Here is an 18,900-nt window from a genome sequence, read left to right on the forward strand (position 1 = left end):
AATCAATAGCGGAAGCTTTTCATCCGGATGAAAAACTTCCGCTATTTTTGTCAAAGTACCAAATAGTCCATCTAAAATCACATTTTTTCTACCCTTCTTTTCCCGAATCTTGCGTAATATTGCAACAGAATTAAAATAATTCACTTTTTAATGATATAAAAACAATGAATAACACCATGAAGAGACTACTTTTATCTGTATGGCTATTGTCACTTTCCTTACTGTCCGCCGTAGCTGAAAACTATCCTTATAAAAGCGATGTGCTTTGGGTCACCGTACCCAATCATGCCGACTGGCTTTATAAAACCGGAGAAAAAGTAACTGTAGAAGTACAATTCTATAAATACGGCATCCCCAGGGATAATGTAACCGTCACTTATGAAATTGGCGGTGATATGATGCCTGTTGCCGATACAAAAGGAAGTATAACTTTAAAGAATGGCAGGGGGGTGATTCCTGTGGGCACAATGAAAGAGCCGGGATTCCGCGACTGCCGCCTGAAAGCAACCGTAGATGGAAAGACCTATTCACATCATATCAAAGTAGGATTTTCACCGGAGAAACTTCGCCCATATACAACCATGCCTTCCGATTTCAAGGAATTTTGGGAAAAGGCTAAAGCGGAACAAAAGGAGTTTCCCCTAACGTATACCAAAGAACATGTCGAAAAATATTCCACTGATAAAATAGACTGTTATCTCGTAAAATTGCAACTGAACAAACGTAGACAATGCGTCTACGGATATTTATTCTATCCGAAAAAAGAAGGAAAGTTCCCGGTTGTCTTATGCCCTCCGGGAGCAGGAATCAAAACCATCAAAGAACCTCTACGCCATAAATATTATGCGGAACAAGGATGCATCCGTTTTGAATTCGAGATACACGGCCTGAATCCGGAAATGACTGATGAAGAATTTAAAGAAATCAGCAACGCTTTCAATGGCAGAGAAAACGGCTATCTGACCAACGGGCTCGACAGTCGTGATAATTATTATATGAAACGAGTATATCTGGCCTGTGTACGCGGTATCGACTTTCTAACTTCCCTACCGGAATGGGATGGCAAAAATGTAATCGCACAAGGAGGTAGTCAGGGAGGCGCCCTGGCATTAATCGCTGCCGGACTGGATGAACGGGTGACAGCTTGTGTCGCCAATCATCCTGCATTAAGCGATATGGCAGGCTATAAAGCCGGACGTGCCGGCGGATATCCTCATTTCTTCAGGAATTCGGTAGATATGGATACTCCTGAAAAAATAAAGACAATGGCCTATTATGATGTTGTGAACTTTGCGAAATTAATCAAAGTAGATACCTACATGACATGGGGATTCAACGATGATGTATGTCCTCCGACAACCAGCTACATCGTATACAATGTACTAAACTGTCCGAAAGAAGCACTGATTACTCCCATTAATGAGCATTGGACTTCCAACGATACCGAGTATGGACATCTGCTTTGGATAAAGAAGCATTTAAAGTGAAGTTTTAATCATTCCATCTGGATGCGGGCAATTCTTTTTTCCCGTAACCTTTTTTCCAGGCATACGCTTTCCTCTTCCTGAGATAAAGCGTATCGCCACAATGTTTCATCGCCTCCCAATTAAAGATAGAATGGTGACAGATGATCTTTTCAAACCAATAAAGTATGTGATAAGTCACGAATGGTAACACCATCCACCACCATGAAAGCAGTAACGATAAAATAAGTGCTGGTATCAGGGTTAAAGAAAAACATTCCCAATACTGTCTGGCATGAATTCGGAGTTCCATATCTTCCCAGACTTCCAGATATTTATAGCGGGTAAAGAAAAACCAGCCTAACATAAAATAGTGCTTCTTCCCTTTTCCTAAGAACCACTTTGCTAAAAGACTATTATAAAAAATCATATTCACATTTTTTTTGTTGCATGTAGTCCCTTCTTAACAGCAAAAGTAATTAAAGGTTCAATATTTTAAAGTTTTGCATAACAACCATAACATTCTTTCCCTAAATATCACTCAAATATTGTTTATTTTTGTGTTCCCTTGCTTCACTACAACAAAAGGTTTATTTGTATTTTCTGCAAAGGAAACACAATTCACGAATATATCCTAATTTTTCTGCTTAATATTTAAAGCTGCTTCCTCCTAAAAATTCACGCAACAAAGAAGTAGGCGGAATTTCTTTATCCTGTACCGGAACAAAATATTTGATAAACTTCAACAATCGGTAGGCTTCACAATATTCAGGACAGTTACGCGGAACACCCATCAGAATAGGCTCGGCGTGCAAACGAAGTACGGCAAACTCAAAAAGTAGCGCTGAATTAAACATGACATCAGCATTTTCCTGATAAGGGAATATCCATTTGTCTTCACCGGCACGTACACTAGGCCAGCGTGATATGGTTTCACGTGCAGAATATCCCCGATAATTAAAGTCGCGGATGATGCGGCGCAACAAACGGTTGTCAGTAGTTGGAATCCAGTTATGGTCATCCAACGAAATAGTGGTCAATGCTGAAACGTAAATCTTGAATTTCCGTTCGGCTGGTATATGCGGTGTCAGTTCCGGATTCAAGGCATGAATACCTTCCAGAATCAGAATTGTATTATCTTCTATTTTCAGTTTATCACCTTTATATTCCTTTTTGCCAAGAGAGAAATTAAAACGGGGCAATTCCACCTCCTCGCCACGAAGAAGCGCCTGCAGCTGTTGATTAAACAATTCCAGATCGAGTGCATAAAGTGATTCATAATCATAGTTTCCGTTTTCATCCAAAGGGGTTTCTTCACGGTCTACGAAATAATTATCCAAAGAGATCGGGAATGGCTTCAAGCCATTTGTCATCAGCTGAATAGAAAGCCGTTTGCTGAATGTTGTCTTTCCCGAAGAAGACGGGCCGGCAATCAATACCAGTTTTACCCGGTTGCCGTTTTCACCACGATGGAAGATAGTATCGGCTATCTGCGCTATCTTTTTCTCCTGCAATGCTTCCGCCACATTAATCAAGTCAGTGGCATGTCCTTCTTCACAGGCAAGATTAAAATCTCCGGCATTATTAAGCCCCATGATATAACTCCAGTTCAGATATTCTTTAAAGACATCCAGCATTTTTTCCTGCTTCACAACTTCTTCGAGCATACTTGGGTTTTCACGACTCGGAATCCGGAGTAGCAACCCGTCATAATACTTCACGATATCGAACAATTTAAGATATCCGGTGCTGGGAAGCAGATTACCATAATAATAATCAATTGTATCACCCAATGTATAATAATAGGTATAAAGAGAACCGGAAGTTTCAAGTAATCTCACTTTATCATTCATCCCCCGCTCGCTGAAAACCCGTACCGCTTCCGCCGTATGACATTCAATACGGTGATAAGGAATATTTTCTGCAATGATCTCCTGCATCCGTTGCTTGATACGCGTCACATCTTCGAGTTCAATGGGGCGTCCAATCCGCAAATTGCAGAAATAACCTTTTGAAACAGGATGTTCCACAAACAATTTTCCCTCGGGAAAGAGTTCCGTGACAGCCTTAAACAAGACAAAACAAAGCGAACGGACATAAGTACGCATACCGGACTGATCTCTCACATCCAGAAACTCTACATCCTTATTATTATATACTCTGAAATTAAGTCCCTCGGAGCGATTATTGACCTTGGCACTCACTACTTGATAAGGAAAATTAAGATTAAAACCGTAATAAATATCCAAAAGTGAGCTTCCGATAGGGAATTCTTTGGAATTATTGTTATTTTTGCAACATATTTGTAACATCTGTTTCATCGAGTTCGTTAAAAGGTGAATAATTTGGGACTAATATACTTATAATCAGATTGAGAACAAATAACCATTAAAAATATTATAGATGGAATATTCTTTTTATGATTTTTTAAAGCTCATAGGCTCATTGGGACTCTTCCTCTACGGAATGAAAATCATGAGCGAGGGCTTACAAAAGGTCGCGGGTGATAGATTGCGAAGTATTCTAACGGCAATGACCACCAACCGGGTAACGGGAGTTCTAACAGGAGTGTTGATTACAGCCCTTATCCAGTCTTCTTCAGCAACGACGGTGATGGTCGTTAGTTTCGTGAATGCCGGGTTACTTACACTTGCCGAATCCATCAGCGTTATTATGGGTGCCAACATCGGTACTACTGTAACTGCCTGGATCATTTCAATTTTCGGATTTAAGGTCGATATGGCTGCTTTCGCTCTTCCCCTCTTAGCCATTGCCCTCCCGCTCATCTTTTCTGGAAAAAGCAACCGCAAATCCATCGGTGAATTCATTTTTGGTTTTTCTTTCCTTTTCATGGGGCTCTCTTATCTGAAAGCAAACGCCCCCGACCTGAATGCCAATCCGGAAATGCTTGCCTTCGTACAGAACTACACGGATATGGGATTCTTTTCCATTATTCTGTTCTTGCTCATCGGTACAATATTGACCATGATTGTGCAAGCCTCTGCAGCTACCATGGCAATCACATTAATTATGTGTGCCAACGGCTGGATCAGCCTGGAACTGGGAGCAGCACTCGTATTGGGAGAAAACATCGGAACGACTATCACGGCCAATCTTGCCGCACTTACAGCCAACACACAGGCTAAGCGGGCAGCATTGGCCCATTTTGTTTTTAACGTGTTTGGGGTCATTTGGGTATTGATTGTCTTCCATCCTTTCATGGATCTAGTAAACTGGGTAGTAGACACCTTCTTTCAAAGCAGTAATCCTGAGGTTGCTATTTCCTACAAGCTATCTGCTTTCCACTCTATCTTCAATATCTGTAACGTATGTATCTTGATATGGGCAGTTAAACTGATTGAACGTACCGTATGTGCTCTTATCCACCCCAAAGAAGAGGACGAAGAGCCCCGTTTGCGGTTTATCACCGGTGGTATGCTTTCTACCGCTGAACTTTCTATCCTTCAGGCACGTAAGGAAATCCATCTTTTCGCAGAACGTACCCACCGGATGTTCGGCATGGTGCAGGATCTGTTGCATACGGAAAAGGATGACGATTTCAATAAGCTGTTCAGCCGGATAGAGAAATATGAAAATATCAGCGACAATATGGAACTTGAAATAGCCAACTACCTGAATCAGGTGTCCGAAGGCCGTTTGAGTTCTGAAAGTAAGTTACAGATACGCGCCATGTTGCGTGAAGTGACAGAAATTGAAAGTATTGGCGACAGCTGCTATAATCTGGCACGTACCATCAACCGGAAACGTCAGACTAATCAAGACTTTACCGAGAAACAATATGAGCATATTCATTTCATGATGAAGTTGACTAACGATGCACTTGCCCAAATGATTGTGGTAGTAGAAAAACCGGAGCATCAGAGCATTGACATCAACAAATCCTTCAACATCGAAAACGAAATTAATAATTATCGTAACCAACTGAAGAATCAGAATATTCTGGATGTGAACAACAAAGAATATGATTATCAGATGGGAGTTTACTACATGGATATTATCGCCGAATGCGAGAAACTTGGTGACTATGTAGTGAATGTAGTGGAAGCCAGCAGTGATGTGAAAGAGAAAAGAGCTTCTTAACAGATAAAATAAAGAATAAAAAAGGAGAATCAGTAGTATCAATACATACCTGATTCTCCTTTTTATATCTAATAGTATCTTTTATAAAATCAATTATATACGTATGATTCAGCCAAACGCCAGAACAATGTAGATTCCGGAACAGTAGTTGTACGAAGCACTTTTGCAGTCCCGCCTTCCGAGGCCGGATTTATATTGGCAAAAATATTCCATCCCTTATAAAAAGAGCAGTTACTATAATAGTATGATTTGTCACTGCCTGTCAATGTAAAAGAACGGTCGGCATACTGATAACTCACCAATGTAGCTTTTCCGGCAGAAGACCCTTTACCTGACCAGTTGGAAATAGCAATTCGCCCCACCCTTTTATCTCCATTAAAAACAAAGAAATCTCCTAACGTCGCCACAAGAGCGTCCGCATCATCTGAGGTTCCGGTCCAGTAACCACCCATACCATTACGCTGGTCTACTGTCTGAAGCTTTTCCGAAGAAAAACTAGTGGGAAGTGTCATTACTATTTGCCCGTTCTCATAAGGAAAGCTAAGAGTCTCAATCACTTGCCAATCAACACCCGTCACTTTCACCTCAACCCGGTCAAATGTGAAGTCCGCAGGTATATTCTGTATATCTTTTACTACAAGCGTGCTATAATTCGGAACATCCGGAGCAGGAGGTTGCTCTTCATTCTCATCGTCGCTACAACCAGCCATCAAAAGGCTGAATATCAATAATACAAAGATTACAGGGTATGATAGATACCTTAGATCGGTTATGACGGTTGCTCTATTATACATAACTTCCGTTTTTTGCATCAAAGATATCACATTTATAATCAGCAGAATAATTTCCAACCATAAAAATAAAAAATGACCGGGTATATATTTATACACCCAGTCATTCTCCTCTTAATAATTCTCTCTCTTGGTTTTATCCTTCGTACGGTTCAAAGTCTTCTTTTCCGACTCCACATAATGGACAAGTCCAATCATCAGGAATATCTTCAAATGCTGTTCCTGGTTCAATTCCACTTTCCGGATCTCCTTGTTCGGGGTCGTAAATATATTCACAGACCGTGCAAATGTACTTTTTCATAACGTTCGTATTTTTAATTGGTTTTCTAAATAATATAACACAAATAGCAAGATATTTGTTCAACACTATTTTTAAACTAAAGAAAAAAACTATCTTTGTAGTCATATTATCAAGCTAAAACAACAATATTATACTATGCTTATAGCACTATTGTCTACCTTAATAGTTTTATGCGCAGTCCTACTAATCAGTTTTTTATTGGAACGTAGGAAATGTCTGCGGATGCAACAACGATTGTTCCGTGAATCCAGAAAGTTGGAACGCACCAGCCATATTGCCGGCGCCATCTTGAAAAATGTGCATGCCTTTATCCTATTAATAGACAATGATTTCAAGGTACTGAAAACTAACTATTACCAAAAAACCGGAACCAGAAAAGGAACAGAAGAGAAAAGAGTGGGCGACTTGTTGCAATGTCGCAATGCATTGGCAGCCGAAGGAGGTTGCGGCACACATAGTTTCTGCGGTTCTTGCCCGATACGTACCGCCATACGACAAGCTTTCGAACAGAGGCGAAACTTCACGGATCTTGAAGCCACTTTATCCGTAGTTACATCTGATAATACTACCGTGGAATGTGATGCAGTAATATCCGGTTCTTACTTCCTTCTGAATGAAGAAGAGAACATGGTAATCACCGTACACGATGTTACCCGCCGAAAACAAGCTGAAAAGGAGTTACGGCTAGCCAAAGAAAAAGCAGAAAAAGCCGATATTTCAAAATCTGCCTTTTTAGCCAACATGAGCCATGAAATCCGTACCCCTCTCAATGCTATTACCGGATTTGCAGAGGTATTAGGCAGTGCAACTACAGAAGAGGAAAAGGCCCAATATCAAGAAATCATAAAAATGAATGCCGACCTCCTGATGCAACTGGTCAACGACATTCTCGATATGTCAAAAATCGAAGCCGGAACATTGGAATTTGTGCAGACAACAGTTGACGTCAATCAGTTACTTTCAGATTTACAACAACTTTTTCAAATGAGAGTCGATGACGCCGGAGGAAATATACAAATTATAGCGGAATCATCCCGTTCTTCCTGCATGATTCAAACAGATCGGAACCGAGTGGCGCAAGTGCTTTCAAACTTTGCCGGCAACGCCATTAAGTTCACCCATAAAGGTAGCATCCGCCTCGGCTATGAAGCTAGAGATACCGAGCTTTACTTTTATGTCAAGGATACCGGAACCGGAATTCCAGCAGAGAAATTACCGGATGTATTCGAGCGCTTCGTGAAACTGAATAAAGATAAAAAAGGAGCCGGACTGGGACTCTCCATATCTCAAACTATTGTCGCCAAACTTGGCGGTCAAATCGGAGCGAATTCCGTAGAAGGTGAAGGCTCTACATTCTGGTTTACAATTCCTTATCGGTCATGTGGTAAACCACGCTAACAAATTCGACTTCATAAAAAGTTTTAATTAAACATTCTATCACAATTTTATGTTGTATTTTTGCGGTTCAAACTAAACGCATGTATCTGCATGAGTACAAATAAAAATGACTATTATCATTTAGGACTTACTGATGACGAAGTCCTACAAAGCAGGGAGAAAAATGGTATTAACCTGTTAACGCCCCCCAAGCGTCCTTCTCTCTGGAAACTTTATCTGGAAAAATTTGAAGACCCGGTTGTCCGTGTATTATTAGTAGCAGCCGCTTTCTCATTAATTATCTCCATCATCGAAAACGAATATGCCGAAACAATCGGAATCATAGCCGCTATCTTATTGGCTACCGGAATTGGTTTCTTCTTCGAATATGATGCCAGTAAGAAGTTCGATCTGCTGAATGCAGTCAATGAAGAAACCCTGGTAAAAGTGGTCCGAAACGGACGCGTACAGGAAATCCCTCGTAAAGACATAGTGGTAGGTGATATCGTCATTCTGGAAACAGGTGAAGAAATTCCCGCTGATGGAGAGTTGCTGGAAGCTATTTCTCTGCAAGTGAACGAATCCAATCTGACCGGAGAACCTGTTATTAATAAAACTATTGTAGAAGCTGATTTTGATGAAGAAGCGACTTATGCCTCCAATCTGGTGATGCGTGGCACTACAGTGGTGGATGGACATGGTACCATGCGCGTGCTGCATGTGGGAGATGCTACTGAAATCGGAAAAGTAGCCCGGCAGAGTACAGAGGATAACCTCGAACCCACCCCGCTGAACATACAGCTCACCAAACTCGCAAATCTAATCGGAAAGATAGGTTTCACCGTTGCCGGTCTGGCTTTCCTTATTTTCTTCGTGAAGGATGTAGTGCTATATTTTGATTTCGGTTCGCTGAACGGATGGCATGAGTGGCTTCCGGTTTTCGAACGGACACTGAAATATTTTATGATGGCAGTTACGCTGATTGTAGTAGCTGTACCTGAAGGATTGCCAATGAGTGTTACGCTTAGTCTGGCATTGAACATGCGTCGTATGCTTTCTACCAACAATCTGGTGCGGAAAATGCATGCTTGCGAAACAATGGGAGCCATCACCGTGATTTGTACGGATAAAACCGGTACACTGACTCAAAATCTGATGCAAGTGCACGAACCCAATTTCTATGGTATAAAAAATGGCAGTGACTTGTCTGATGACGATATTAGCGCACTTATCGCAGAAGGAATCAGCGCCAATTCAACAGCTTTTCTTGAAGAATCAACCAATGGAGAAAAACCCAAAGGCGTAGGAAATCCAACCGAAGTGGCTTTATTGCTCTGGCTTAACAAACAGGGAAGAGATTACCTGCAACTCCGCGAACAAGCTCATGTTCTCGATCAACTCACCTTCTCTACCGAACGGAAATTCATGGCGACTCTTGTTGAATCCCCATTGATCGGAAAAAAAATACTTTATATAAAAGGAGCTCCTGAAATTGTTTTGGGTAAGTGTAAAGAAGTTGTTCTGGATGGACGGCAAGTGGATGCGGTAGAGTATCGTTCTACAGTGGAAGCACAACTGTTGAGCTATCAGAATATGGCTATGCGTACACTTGGATTTGCATTCAAGATTGTCGGAGAAAATGAGCCGAACGATTGCACAGAACTTGTTTCAGCCAACGACCTCAATTTCTTGGGAGTGGTTGCCATCTCCGACCCGATTCGTCCGGATGTACCTGCTGCGGTTGCGAAATGCCAGTCTGCAGGTATCGGTATCAAGATCGTGACCGGTGACACTCCGGGAACTGCCACGGAAATCGCACGCCAGATAGGTCTTTGGAACTCTGAAACTGATACGGAACGAAATCGAATCACCGGTGTTGCATTTGCCGAATTGAGCGATGAAGAAGCACTAGACAGAGTGATGGACTTAAAAATCATGTCTCGCGCCCGTCCGACAGACAAACAACGTCTGGTACAACTGCTTCAACAAAAAGGAGCAGTGGTAGCGGTAACCGGAGACGGAACGAATGATGCCCCGGCTTTGAATCATGCTCAAGTAGGTTTGTCAATGGGTACAGGTACTTCTGTAGCTAAAGAAGCCAGTGATATTACATTGCTCGATGACTCCTTCAACAGTATCGGAACCGCTGTTATGTGGGGACGTTCACTGTATAAGAATATCCAGCGTTTCATCGTTTTCCAGCTAACGATCAACTTTGTGGCATTGCTTATCGTTCTGCTAGGCTCCGTAATCGGTACGGAACTTCCGCTGACTGTAACACAAATGTTATGGGTGAACCTGATTATGGATACTTTTGCCGCTTTGGCTCTTGCCTCTATTCCACCCAGCGAAACGGTGATGCTTGAGAAACCTCGTCGCAGTACCGATTTTATTATCAGTAAGGCAATGCGGTCTAATATAATAGGTGTGGGCTCTATCTTCCTCATCGTATTGCTCGGAATGATTTATTATTTCGACCACAGTACGCAAGGAATGAATGTACACAACCTGACTATTTTCTTCACCTTCTTTGTCATGCTGCAATTCTGGAATCTGTTCAATGCCCGTGTATTCGGTACTACCAATTCGGCATTCAAGGGACTTTCCAAATCGTATGGGATGGAGCTTATTGTACTGGCTATTCTTGCCGGACAATTCCTCATCGTACAATTCGGTGGAGCCGTATTCCGCACGGAACCGCTCGACTGGCAAACCTGGCTTCTTATTATAGGCGTTTCGTCCACGGTGTTATGGGTTGGAGAACTTGTTCGCCTTGTTCAACGTATTATTCACAAAAAAGACAGAAATGAAAAGTAAAGGAATAAAAAACCTTCTTATTGATTTAGGTGGTGTACTTATCAATCTCGACCGCCAACGTTGCATTGAGCACTTTCAGAAGTTAGGGCTCCAAAACGTAGATGCATTGCTGGATATCCAGAACCAGGACGGACTCCTGATGCAACAGGAAAAAGGATTGATTACACCTGCCGAATTCCGTGACGGAGTTCGTAAAATGATAGGCAAAGCAGTTAGCGACAAACAAATAGATGCAGCCTGGAATAGTTTTCTGGTAGATATACCCACACAGAAACTGGATTTATTATTAAAATTACGTGAGAAATATGTCGTCTATTTATTGAGCAATACCAACCAAATTCATTGGGAATGGACATGTGCTCATTTGTTTCCTTACCGCACCTTTAAGGTGGAAGATTATTTTGAAAAAACGTACCTCTCTTTTGAAATGAAAATGGCCAAGCCCGAACCGGAGATATTCAAGGCAATCATAGAGGATGCCGGTATCGAGCCGAAAGAAACGCTTTTTATTGATGACTCTGAAATGAACTGTAAGACAGCCCAAAATTTAGGAATTTCTACCTATACAGCGAAAGTAGGCGAAGACTGGAGCCATCTTTTCAACCTCAAATAATTTTAGAGATATGCAGATTATACGTGACACATCGGCAATTACCCCGGAACCCTGCGTAGCTACCATCGGTTTCTTTGATGGAGTACATGCAGGACATCGCTATCTGATTCAGCAAGTGAAAGAGATAGCCGCCGCCAAAGGTCTACGCTCTGCATTGGTTACTTTTCCCGTTCATCCCCGAAAAGTGATGAATGTGGAGTATCGTCCGGAACTTCTGACTACCCCCGAAGAAAAAATAAGTCTGCTTGCAGACATCGGGGTAGACTACTGCCTGATGCTTGATTTCACTCCGGAAATTTCCCGGCTCACTGCCCGGGAGTTTATGACACAGTTGCTAAAAGAGCGTTATCAGGTAAAATATCTGGTTATCGGCTATGACCATCGTTTCGGACATAACCGCAGCGAAGGTTTCGAGGATTATGTACGTTATGGAAAAGAAATTGGCATAGAAGTAATTCGCGCCAAAGCGTATACCAGCAATATAGAAATAGGGAACGAACCCAACATTCCGGTGAGCTCTTCCCTGATCCGCAAACTTCTTCATGAAGGAGAAGTTAGCCTGGCCGCCCATTGTCTGAAATATGAATATTTCCTTGACGGGATCGTAGTAGGCGGCTATCAGGTAGGCAGAAAGATAGGTTTCCCAACGGCCAATTTACGGGTGGATGATCCCGATAAACTAATTCCTGCCGATGGCGTATATGCCGTATGGGTAACATTTGACGGGAAAACGTATATGGGGATGCTGAATATAGGTGTCCGCCCGACGATTGACAATGGTCCGAACCGGACGATTGAGGTGAATATCCTCCACTTCCATTCTGACATATATGATAAATTCATCCGGCTTACTTTTGTTAAACGGACACGTCCCGAACTGAAATTCTCCAGTATCGACGAGTTAATAACACAGCTCCATAAGGATGCTGAAGAGACAGAAACAATTCTTAAAAAATAGATTCTTATGCAAAAGTCATTTATGAGCATCTCTTTGGTGGTAATAGCTATATCCATGTTAGCTATGTTTATCTATAGTTTCTTTACCACTAAATAAAAAAACATGAAAACGGCTATCAAATTAGTATTAATAGACCTTCTCATTGCGCAGATTATTGCTCCAATCCTGATTATGATTCCCTGTACGATCTATTTGTTCGTCACCACGGGAAATCTGGATAAAGTCACTCTGACGCAAATGATTATGATCCCGGCACAACTAGCCGGTCAGATTATGATGGGTATTTATCTATGGAAAGCCGGTTATATCAGTAAAAAGAAGGCAACATGGTTACCTGTGTCAGCCCCTTATCTGGTCTGTAGTGCCATTGCAATCCTAACTTGCGGGTTTGCAGTTTCCTCACTAATGAGCCTGCTGGATTGGATTCCCAATATCATGGAACAATCTTTCAACATTCTCCAATCCGGTTGGGGCGGCATTCTTGCAATAGCCATCGTAGGTCCCGTACTTGAAGAGTTATTGTTTCGCGGAGCCATCACCCACGCTTTACTTCAGCAATACAATCCGACTAAAGCAATTCTGATTTCCGCACTTCTGTTCGGTGTCTTTCATATAAATCCCGCCCAGATCCTTCCGGCTTTTCTGATCGGTATCCTGCTGGCATGGACTTATTACAAAACAGGCAGTCTGATACCTTGTATACTGATGCATGTACTAAACAATTCATTGTCAGTCTATCTTAGCATCAAATACCCCGAAGCAGAAAATATGGACGACCTGATTAACGGTACCCCGTATCTCATCGTCCTATTCGGGTCAATCCTCCTGTTTATCGGTATCATACTGACCATGAACCACCTGACTTCCCAAAAGCAGCAATAAAAAAGGGAAGTTTTTACTTCCCCTCTTTCGCTTTGAATGCTAATGCATACATTCGTATTTGTTTTACCATCGACAGCAAACCGTTGCTACGCGTTGGCGATAGATGCTCTTTCAGTCCGATCTTGTCTATAAAATAAAGATCTGCATTTAAGATTTCATCAGGAGTATGTCCGGAAAAGACTTTAATCAACAAGGCAATAATCCCCTTTACAATCAAAGCATCGCTTTCTGCTTTAAAAACGATTTTACCATCCACATCATCCGCTTGAAGCCATACCCTGCTCTGGCATCCTTCAATCAGATTTTGTTCCGTCTTATATTTTTCTTCAAGTGGTTCCTGTTCATTTCCCAGATCAATAAGTAATTGATAACGGTCCATCCAATCGTCGAAGTCACTGAATTCCGCAATCACTTCATCTTGTAGTTCATTAATTGACATTATAGTAATTATTTAATTAGACAATATACCAATGTGCGAATAGCAGATGCCGTATTTAAAACCGGCATACCAATCTATCAACACCTTATTATATTATTTCTCAATTCTATTATTTCTCATTGTAAATCACTTCCAATACCGTCTGACCGACTGCTTTCAACGTATTCTTATCAATATGTTCCATATTGTCATTGACAGTATGCCATGTCGGGGTAAAATCACCTTCCTGATTGTAGGGAATGATATCGATCGTTTTAATACGTGCCAGACGATTTATGAACAGATGGTCGTCTGTTACAAATCCTCCGTTTCCATCCATGAAAGTCTTTCCGTAACCCGCTTTCTTTGCCGCTTTCCAAACCTTCTTATTTATGTCCGGAGCAAATTCTTCCGAATACCCTTCTTTCATAAACACACTGCCTTCACCTCCTACCATATCGAGCAGGATACCAAAACGTGCATTATATCCTTGTACATGAGGATTACGTGCCCAATACTGCGATCCCAGACACCAGAATTCCTCCTTATGCTTTCCTGTATAAAACTGTGGCGCACCGTAGTCCTCTGCATCCAACAGAATGATATCAATCCCCAATTCCGGTTGTTGCTGATTGACCAGACGAGCTATTTCGAGCAAAGCTCCTACCCCACTGGCACCATCATTTGCACCCAGAATCGGAGTTTTATGGTTCTTCTCGTCAGGATCGTTATCAGCCCATGGGCGTGTATCCCAATGTGCAAACAAAGCGATTCTCTTTTTACTTTCCGGCTTATAAGAACCGATAATGTTTCTCGCTTTCAACAACGTACCGTCATAAGCAATCAAATCAGCATATTGATTAGTCACTTGAGCACCGAAAGCCTCTAATTGACTGGCAAGGTAATTGCCACAGGCAACATGTTCTTTAGTGTTAGGAACACGAGGTCCGAAATCTACCTGATTCTTTACATACAAATAAGCACTATCCGCATCAAACTGAGGTACATTCACAACTGTCTTTTCGTCTTGTTCACTCGTACTATTTGCCTTGTTACCTCCACCGCAAGAGAATGCTGATAATAACAAAAAGGCACTCATTAATACTATCATAGTTTTCTTTTTCATCGTCCTTTTATCTATTAAAGCCTCAAAATTAGTCATTTTCACCACAGCATCGTTCAGATGGAATGGATTATTAACATATAAACTTTAGTTCCACATTTTTCTTTCCCACCACAAGCTCTACTTTTGCACCGTTGATAAGCGGGAGATTATGAGTCACATGCCCCACCGGGAAATTGAAACAGACGGGATAATCATACTCTTTTACTAAATCTGCCAAAGCAGCATACAGTTCCTTGCCCAACGAACAGTCTTCTTCATATTCTGTAAATTGACCGATAATCAATCCGGACAGTTTTTCTAACACGCCCCCCAGTTTCAAATTATACATCATACGTTCGATGGCATGCGGACGTTCGCTAACATCTTCAATAAACAGTATAGTGCCTTCCGCCGGAATATCATAAGGAGTGCCACGCAAACCGTAGGCTACCGCCATGTTACCGCCATGCAAAACGCCTTGTGCCGTCCCCTGCTTGTTCAGTTTATGCTTCTCGCACATGTAAGAAGGAATATTTCCCAATAGAATATCCTTCAGATAGTTCGCACAAAGATCGTCTTCCGGTTCCACCGTAAGATGACGTGCCATCAATGAATGAAGGGAAGCATATCCATTTTTCTGAAACAGATTGTGCAAAGCGGTTATATCGCTAAAGCCCAGTAACCATTTCGGATGTTCACAAAAGGCCGTAAAATCAATTTTATCGATCAAATGTACCGCCCCGTACCCTCCACGGCTGCAAAGAATAGCCTTCACTTTAGGGTCGTCCATCGCATCCTGCAAATCTTTCAGCCGCTGCTTGATTGTCCCGGCATATCTTCCGGATGAACTTCCGGCATGCTTTCCTATAGCCACTTTCAAGCCCCATGATTCCATCCGTTTCTTGGCTCCTTTTAGGAATTGTTGGTCTATCTTACTCGAAGGTGATACAATAACCACTTTATCACCTTTCTGCAAAAAGGGAGGAAATTGAATATCCATATATGTTCTTATTTTATTGACTTTCGTTGATAAAAACGCACCCAGTCCACTTCCATTTCTACCGGAAGATCCTCGGGAGAGACTGCTCCCACCCACGAACCTCCCAACTGCATATCAATCAGCAGATAAAAGGGCTGATTAAAAGGGAATTGTCCTTCTTCTTTCGTTTGTATGCGGGGGTAAGTAAACGTATGTACATCATTGACATAAAATGAAAGACTATCCGGATACATTTCGACTGCAAAAATATTGTAGCGGTCAGGGTGAATCACTCCCGTAGAATGTGATACCGGATGATCCTTGATCCCCAGCGTATAAGTGTAATGGGAATGAACTGTCTGATAAGCAATAGAATCGTTATTCAAACGTTCCATGATATCAATCTCACCGCCGGATGGCCATGCCGCTCCTTCAGGCAACATCCAGATGGCAGGCCATGCTCCTCCCGCCGCATTCAACTTGGCACAAATCTCAATACGCCCGTTCGTAAAAGCCTTTTTGCCTTTTGTATACACACCGCCTGTCAAATAAGGGGCAGTGTCATTGCGTTGGGTATGATTGACAATACCTCTCAACACCAGTTTGCCTTTACGCATGGCATAGCAGGAATCAAAGTCTGTCATATAGTTATTCCAGTCTGACTTACCTCGTGGAATCTTGCTCCAGACCTGTGAATCGAAACTCTTTTTCTGATTAAAGTTCTCTTCCCAGATCAAAGACCAACCGGAAGACGTCTTGCTGCTTTTACAGGAAACAAGCGTCCAACAAAGGAGAATTAAGCTAAGAAATAATAGATTTTTAAACTGTTTCATGGTGCTTTTATTTTATTGGGGGATTTATTTGCAAAAATACAGGAAAAAACGGTTCCATGCACATCCAACAGCCAAAACAAATAAAATATAGCAAAATGTTACATAATGGATGTAATTTTTCGGGTTATAATCATTATTTTTTCAATCATTTTTCTGATATTTGCTAAAAATCTAACGTTATGGAACCTATTCTAAATTTTGCCCAGTTAACGGCTCATCTTAAAAAACTAAACCATAGAAAACGAATTGCCGTGGTCTGTGCGAACGATCCTAACACTGAATATGCCATCTCCCGTGCTTTGGAAGAAGGGATTGCAGAATTTCTGATGATTGGAGATTCTACCATTCTGAAGAAATATCCCACGCTCAAACAATATCCTGAATACGTAAAAACCATCCACATAGAAAATCCGGATGAAGCGGCGCGCGAAGCTGTCCGCATTGTGCGTGAAGGAGGAGCGGATATTTTGATGAAAGGGATTATCAATACGGACAACTTACTGCATGCCATACTCGACAAAGAAAAAGGTTTGTTACCGAAAGGGAAAATCCTCACGCATCTGGCAGTAATGGAAATTCCTACTTACCATAAACTGCTTTTCTTCTCGGATGCCGCCGTCATTCCGCGTCCTACTTTACAGCAACGTATAGAAATGATTTGGTATGCTATCTGCACCTGCCGTCACTTTGGTATCGAACAACCGCGTGTCGCATTGATTCACTGCACAGAAAAAGTGAGTGCCAAGTTCCCTCATTCACTAGATTATGTGAATATCGTAGAACTTGCCGAAGCGGGAGAATTCGGAAATGTGATTATTGACGGCCCGCTGGATGTACGTACTGCCTGCGAACAAGCAAGTGGTGATATTAAAGGGATTGTATCTCCTATCAACGGACAGGCAGATGTCTTGATATTCCCGAACATTGAATCGGGTAATGCATTCTACAAATCCGTCTCTTTGTTTGCACAGGCAGAAATGGCAGGATTGCTGCAAGGTCCTATTTGCCCTGTAGTACTTCCATCGCGTAGTGATTCCGGCTTGTCCAAATATTACAGCATTGCAATGGCATGCTTACAAGTGTCAGGAGATTGCAAATGCAGAAAACAAGTCAGCCAAGTCACCGGCTCATCATTCTAAATTCACCACTAAAAGCCTACTATTCATGAAAATTCTGGTTATCAACCCCGGTTCTACTTCTACTAAAATAGCAGTTTACGAAAATGAAACTCCGCTGTTTGTCAGTAATATAAAACATTCTGTAGAAGAACTATCCGCTTTTCCCGAGGTGATAGACCAGTTTGAATTCCGGAAAAACCTGGTGTTACAAGAATTGGAAAACAATAAGATACCTTTTTCTTTTGATGCAATCATCGGACGCGGCGGTTTAGTGAAACCGATACCGGGCGGAGTGTATGAAGTAAATGAGGCCATGAAACGTGATACAGTGCATGCTATGCGTACCCATGCTTGTAACTTAGGAGGATTGATTGCCAGCGAACTGGCCTCCACATTACCCGACTGTCCGGCTTTCATTGCTGATCCGGGAGTGGTGGATGAACTGGAAGATATAGCACGCATTACAGGTTCTCCCTTAATGTCGAAGATCACCATCTGGCATGCATTAAACCAGAAAGCAATCGCCCGCCGCTTTGCCAAAGAGCAGGGAACCCAATACGAAAATCTGGATTTAATTATCTGCCATCTGGGAGGTGGCATCTCTGTCGCAGTCCATCACCACGGACGAGCCATTGACGCCAACAATGCATTGGACGGTGAAGGTCCTTTCTCACCGGAACGTGCCGGTACACTTCCCGCCGGTCAACTGATCGACCTATGTTTTAGCGGTCAACTCACCAAAGACGAATTGAAAAAACGTATCTCCGGACGCGCTGGACTGACCGCCCATCTAGGTACAACCGATATTCCCGCCATTATACAATCTATCGAAGAAGGAGATAAGAAAGCGGAACTGATACTGGATGCCATGATTTACAATGTTGCAAAAGCGATAGGAGCCAGTGCCACCGTACTTTGCGGGAAGATAGATGCCATCCTTCTGACAGGAGGTATCGCCTATTCGGACTATGTGATTTCAAGACTGAAAAAAAGAATCTCTTTCCTGGCCCCCATCTACGTTTATCCCGGAGAGAATGAAATGGAGTCACTAGCATTTAATGCCATAGGAGCACTAAAGGGGGAATTGCCGATACAAATCTATAAATAGGCGGGCGCACAAAAAGGCTATTCAGTTACCAATCAC

Annotated in this window: 17 protein-coding genes; 9 read left to right on the top strand and 8 right to left on the bottom strand. The window is 42.1% G+C overall.

The window, feature by feature from the left end; translation table 11 throughout:
• Window positions 1–176 precede the first annotated feature (176 nt).
• Window positions 177–1,487, top strand: a complete 1,311-nt coding sequence (locus Bovatus_RS13005) for an acetylxylan esterase (RefSeq protein WP_004323281.1) — start codon at window positions 177–179, stop codon at window positions 1,485–1,487.
• A 4-nt stretch (window positions 1,488–1,491) separates the two neighbouring features.
• Here Bovatus_RS13005 and Bovatus_RS13010 read toward each other — a convergent pair whose 3' ends face one another.
• Both Bovatus_RS13010 and Bovatus_RS13015 read right to left on the bottom strand, forming a co-directional pair.
• Window positions 1,492–1,893, bottom strand: coding sequence for a hypothetical protein (locus tag Bovatus_RS13010; RefSeq protein ID WP_004296238.1), 402 nt, complete (start codon window positions 1,891–1,893; stop codon window positions 1,492–1,494).
• Window positions 1,894–2,110: 217 nt separating this feature from the next.
• The gene (locus Bovatus_RS13015) at window positions 2,111–3,784 is read right to left on the bottom strand and encodes a nucleoside kinase (RefSeq protein WP_004296239.1); all 1,674 of its coding nucleotides are present in this window, start codon (window positions 3,782–3,784) and stop codon (window positions 2,111–2,113) included.
• An 82-nt stretch (window positions 3,785–3,866) separates the two neighbouring features.
• On the opposite strand from Bovatus_RS13015, the gene Bovatus_RS13020 reads away from it, so the two are divergent.
• On the top strand, window positions 3,867–5,564 hold the full coding sequence (locus tag Bovatus_RS13020) for a Na/Pi cotransporter family protein (protein ID WP_004296240.1): 1,698 nt from the start codon (window positions 3,867–3,869) through the stop codon (window positions 5,562–5,564).
• Window positions 5,565–5,653: 89 nt separating this feature from the next.
• Here Bovatus_RS13020 and Bovatus_RS13025 read toward each other — a convergent pair whose 3' ends face one another.
• Both Bovatus_RS13025 and rd read right to left on the bottom strand, forming a co-directional pair.
• On the bottom strand, window positions 5,654–6,376 hold the full coding sequence (locus tag Bovatus_RS13025) for a hypothetical protein (protein ID WP_032844196.1): 723 nt from the start codon (window positions 6,374–6,376) through the stop codon (window positions 5,654–5,656).
• Window positions 6,377–6,491: 115 nt separating this feature from the next.
• Complete coding sequence (gene rd / locus Bovatus_RS13030; protein ID WP_004306971.1) at window positions 6,492–6,656, bottom strand: rubredoxin; 165 nt, start codon at window positions 6,654–6,656, stop codon at window positions 6,492–6,494.
• Between the two features lie 222 nt (window positions 6,657–6,878).
• Here rd and Bovatus_RS13035 point away from each other — a divergent pair, with 222 nt between their 5' ends.
• The 5 genes from Bovatus_RS13035 (at window position 6,879) to Bovatus_RS13055 (ending at window position 13,303) form a co-directional block, all read left to right on the top strand.
• Entirely contained in the window at window positions 6,879–8,054 is a 1,176-nt protein-coding gene (locus Bovatus_RS13035) for a sensor histidine kinase (protein WP_004296243.1), read from the top strand.
• A 90-nt stretch (window positions 8,055–8,144) separates the two neighbouring features.
• The gene (locus Bovatus_RS13040; protein WP_004296244.1) at window positions 8,145–10,850 is read left to right on the top strand and encodes a calcium-translocating P-type ATPase, PMCA-type; all 2,706 of its coding nucleotides are present in this window, start codon (window positions 8,145–8,147) and stop codon (window positions 10,848–10,850) included.
• On the top strand, window positions 10,840–11,463 hold the full coding sequence (locus Bovatus_RS13045) for an HAD family hydrolase (protein ID WP_004296245.1): 624 nt from the start codon (window positions 10,840–10,842) through the stop codon (window positions 11,461–11,463). Before Bovatus_RS13040 ends, Bovatus_RS13045 begins: the two co-directional genes overlap by 11 nt.
• Window positions 11,464–11,473: 10 nt before the next feature.
• On the top strand, window positions 11,474–12,421 hold the full coding sequence (locus Bovatus_RS13050) for a bifunctional riboflavin kinase/FAD synthetase (RefSeq protein ID WP_004296246.1): 948 nt from the start codon (window positions 11,474–11,476) through the stop codon (window positions 12,419–12,421).
• Between the two features lie 102 nt (window positions 12,422–12,523).
• Window positions 12,524–13,303: a CPBP family intramembrane glutamic endopeptidase gene (locus Bovatus_RS13055; RefSeq protein ID WP_004296247.1), complete on the top strand. Its 780-nt coding sequence runs from the start codon at window positions 12,524–12,526 to the stop codon at window positions 13,301–13,303.
• A gap of 13 nt (window positions 13,304–13,316) precedes the next feature.
• Here the strand turns inward: Bovatus_RS13055 and Bovatus_RS13060 are convergent, their stop codons facing one another.
• From Bovatus_RS13060 to Bovatus_RS13075, 4 genes are all read right to left on the bottom strand, one after another.
• Window positions 13,317–13,742 carry a SufE family protein gene (locus Bovatus_RS13060; RefSeq protein ID WP_004296248.1) on the bottom strand — a complete coding sequence of 142 codons (426 nt, stop codon included), beginning with the start codon at window positions 13,740–13,742 and terminating at the stop codon, window positions 13,317–13,319.
• Between the two features lie 109 nt (window positions 13,743–13,851).
• Window positions 13,852–14,847, bottom strand: coding sequence for a M20 family metallopeptidase (locus Bovatus_RS13065; RefSeq protein WP_004311944.1), 996 nt, complete (start codon window positions 14,845–14,847; stop codon window positions 13,852–13,854).
• Between the two features lie 70 nt (window positions 14,848–14,917).
• Entirely contained in the window at window positions 14,918–15,826 is a 909-nt protein-coding gene (locus Bovatus_RS13070) for a S66 peptidase family protein (protein WP_004296250.1), read from the bottom strand.
• An 8-nt stretch (window positions 15,827–15,834) separates the two neighbouring features.
• The gene (locus tag Bovatus_RS13075) at window positions 15,835–16,638 is read right to left on the bottom strand and encodes a glycoside hydrolase family 16 protein (protein WP_004296251.1); all 804 of its coding nucleotides are present in this window, start codon (window positions 16,636–16,638) and stop codon (window positions 15,835–15,837) included.
• A 179-nt stretch (window positions 16,639–16,817) separates the two neighbouring features.
• Between Bovatus_RS13075 and Bovatus_RS13080 the strand changes: the two genes are divergently transcribed.
• Window positions 16,818–17,777: a phosphate acyltransferase gene (locus tag Bovatus_RS13080; protein WP_004296252.1), complete on the top strand. Its 960-nt coding sequence runs from the start codon at window positions 16,818–16,820 to the stop codon at window positions 17,775–17,777.
• Window positions 17,778–17,802: 25 nt separating this feature from the next.
• Window positions 17,803–18,864, top strand: a complete 1,062-nt coding sequence (gene buk / locus Bovatus_RS13085; RefSeq protein WP_004296253.1) for a butyrate kinase — start codon at window positions 17,803–17,805, stop codon at window positions 18,862–18,864.
• Window positions 18,865–18,900: the final 36 nt, after the last annotated feature.

This window comes from Bacteroides ovatus (assembly GCF_001314995.1).
GTDB lineage: Bacteria > Bacteroidota > Bacteroidia > Bacteroidales > Bacteroidaceae > Bacteroides > Bacteroides ovatus.

What these genes read in the sequence shown, in the direction of transcription:
- Bovatus_RS13005 (WP_004323281.1), top strand. Translation starts at nt 177, where the DNA reads ATGAAGAGACTACTTTTATCTGTATGGCTATTGTCACTTTCCTTACTG.
- Bovatus_RS13010 (WP_004296238.1), bottom strand. Translation starts at nt 1,893, where the DNA reads ATGATTTTTTATAATAGTCTTTTAGCAAAGTGGTTCTTAGGAAAAGGG.
- Bovatus_RS13015 (WP_004296239.1), bottom strand. Translation starts at nt 3,784, where the DNA reads ATGAAACAGATGTTACAAATATGTTGCAAAAATAACAATAATTCCAAA.
- Bovatus_RS13020 (WP_004296240.1), top strand. Translation starts at nt 3,867, where the DNA reads ATGGAATATTCTTTTTATGATTTTTTAAAGCTCATAGGCTCATTGGGA.
- Bovatus_RS13025 (WP_032844196.1), bottom strand. Translation starts at nt 6,376, where the DNA reads ATGCAAAAAACGGAAGTTATGTATAATAGAGCAACCGTCATAACCGAT.
- rd (WP_004306971.1), bottom strand. Translation starts at nt 6,656, where the DNA reads ATGAAAAAGTACATTTGCACGGTCTGTGAATATATTTACGACCCCGAA.
- Bovatus_RS13035 (WP_004296243.1), top strand. Translation starts at nt 6,879, where the DNA reads ATGCAACAACGATTGTTCCGTGAATCCAGAAAGTTGGAACGCACCAGC.
- Bovatus_RS13040 (WP_004296244.1), top strand. Translation starts at nt 8,145, where the DNA reads ATGAGTACAAATAAAAATGACTATTATCATTTAGGACTTACTGATGAC.
- Bovatus_RS13045 (WP_004296245.1), top strand. Translation starts at nt 10,840, where the DNA reads ATGAAAAGTAAAGGAATAAAAAACCTTCTTATTGATTTAGGTGGTGTA.
- Bovatus_RS13050 (WP_004296246.1), top strand. Translation starts at nt 11,474, where the DNA reads ATGCAGATTATACGTGACACATCGGCAATTACCCCGGAACCCTGCGTA.
- Bovatus_RS13055 (WP_004296247.1), top strand. Translation starts at nt 12,524, where the DNA reads ATGAAAACGGCTATCAAATTAGTATTAATAGACCTTCTCATTGCGCAG.
- Bovatus_RS13060 (WP_004296248.1), bottom strand. Translation starts at nt 13,742, where the DNA reads ATGTCAATTAATGAACTACAAGATGAAGTGATTGCGGAATTCAGTGAC.
- Bovatus_RS13065 (WP_004311944.1), bottom strand. Translation starts at nt 14,847, where the DNA reads ATGAAAAAGAAAACTATGATAGTATTAATGAGTGCCTTTTTGTTATTA.
- Bovatus_RS13070 (WP_004296250.1), bottom strand. Translation starts at nt 15,826, where the DNA reads ATGGATATTCAATTTCCTCCCTTTTTGCAGAAAGGTGATAAAGTGGTT.
- Bovatus_RS13075 (WP_004296251.1), bottom strand. Translation starts at nt 16,638, where the DNA reads ATGAAACAGTTTAAAAATCTATTATTTCTTAGCTTAATTCTCCTTTGT.
- Bovatus_RS13080 (WP_004296252.1), top strand. Translation starts at nt 16,818, where the DNA reads ATGGAACCTATTCTAAATTTTGCCCAGTTAACGGCTCATCTTAAAAAA.
- buk (WP_004296253.1), top strand. Translation starts at nt 17,803, where the DNA reads ATGAAAATTCTGGTTATCAACCCCGGTTCTACTTCTACTAAAATAGCA.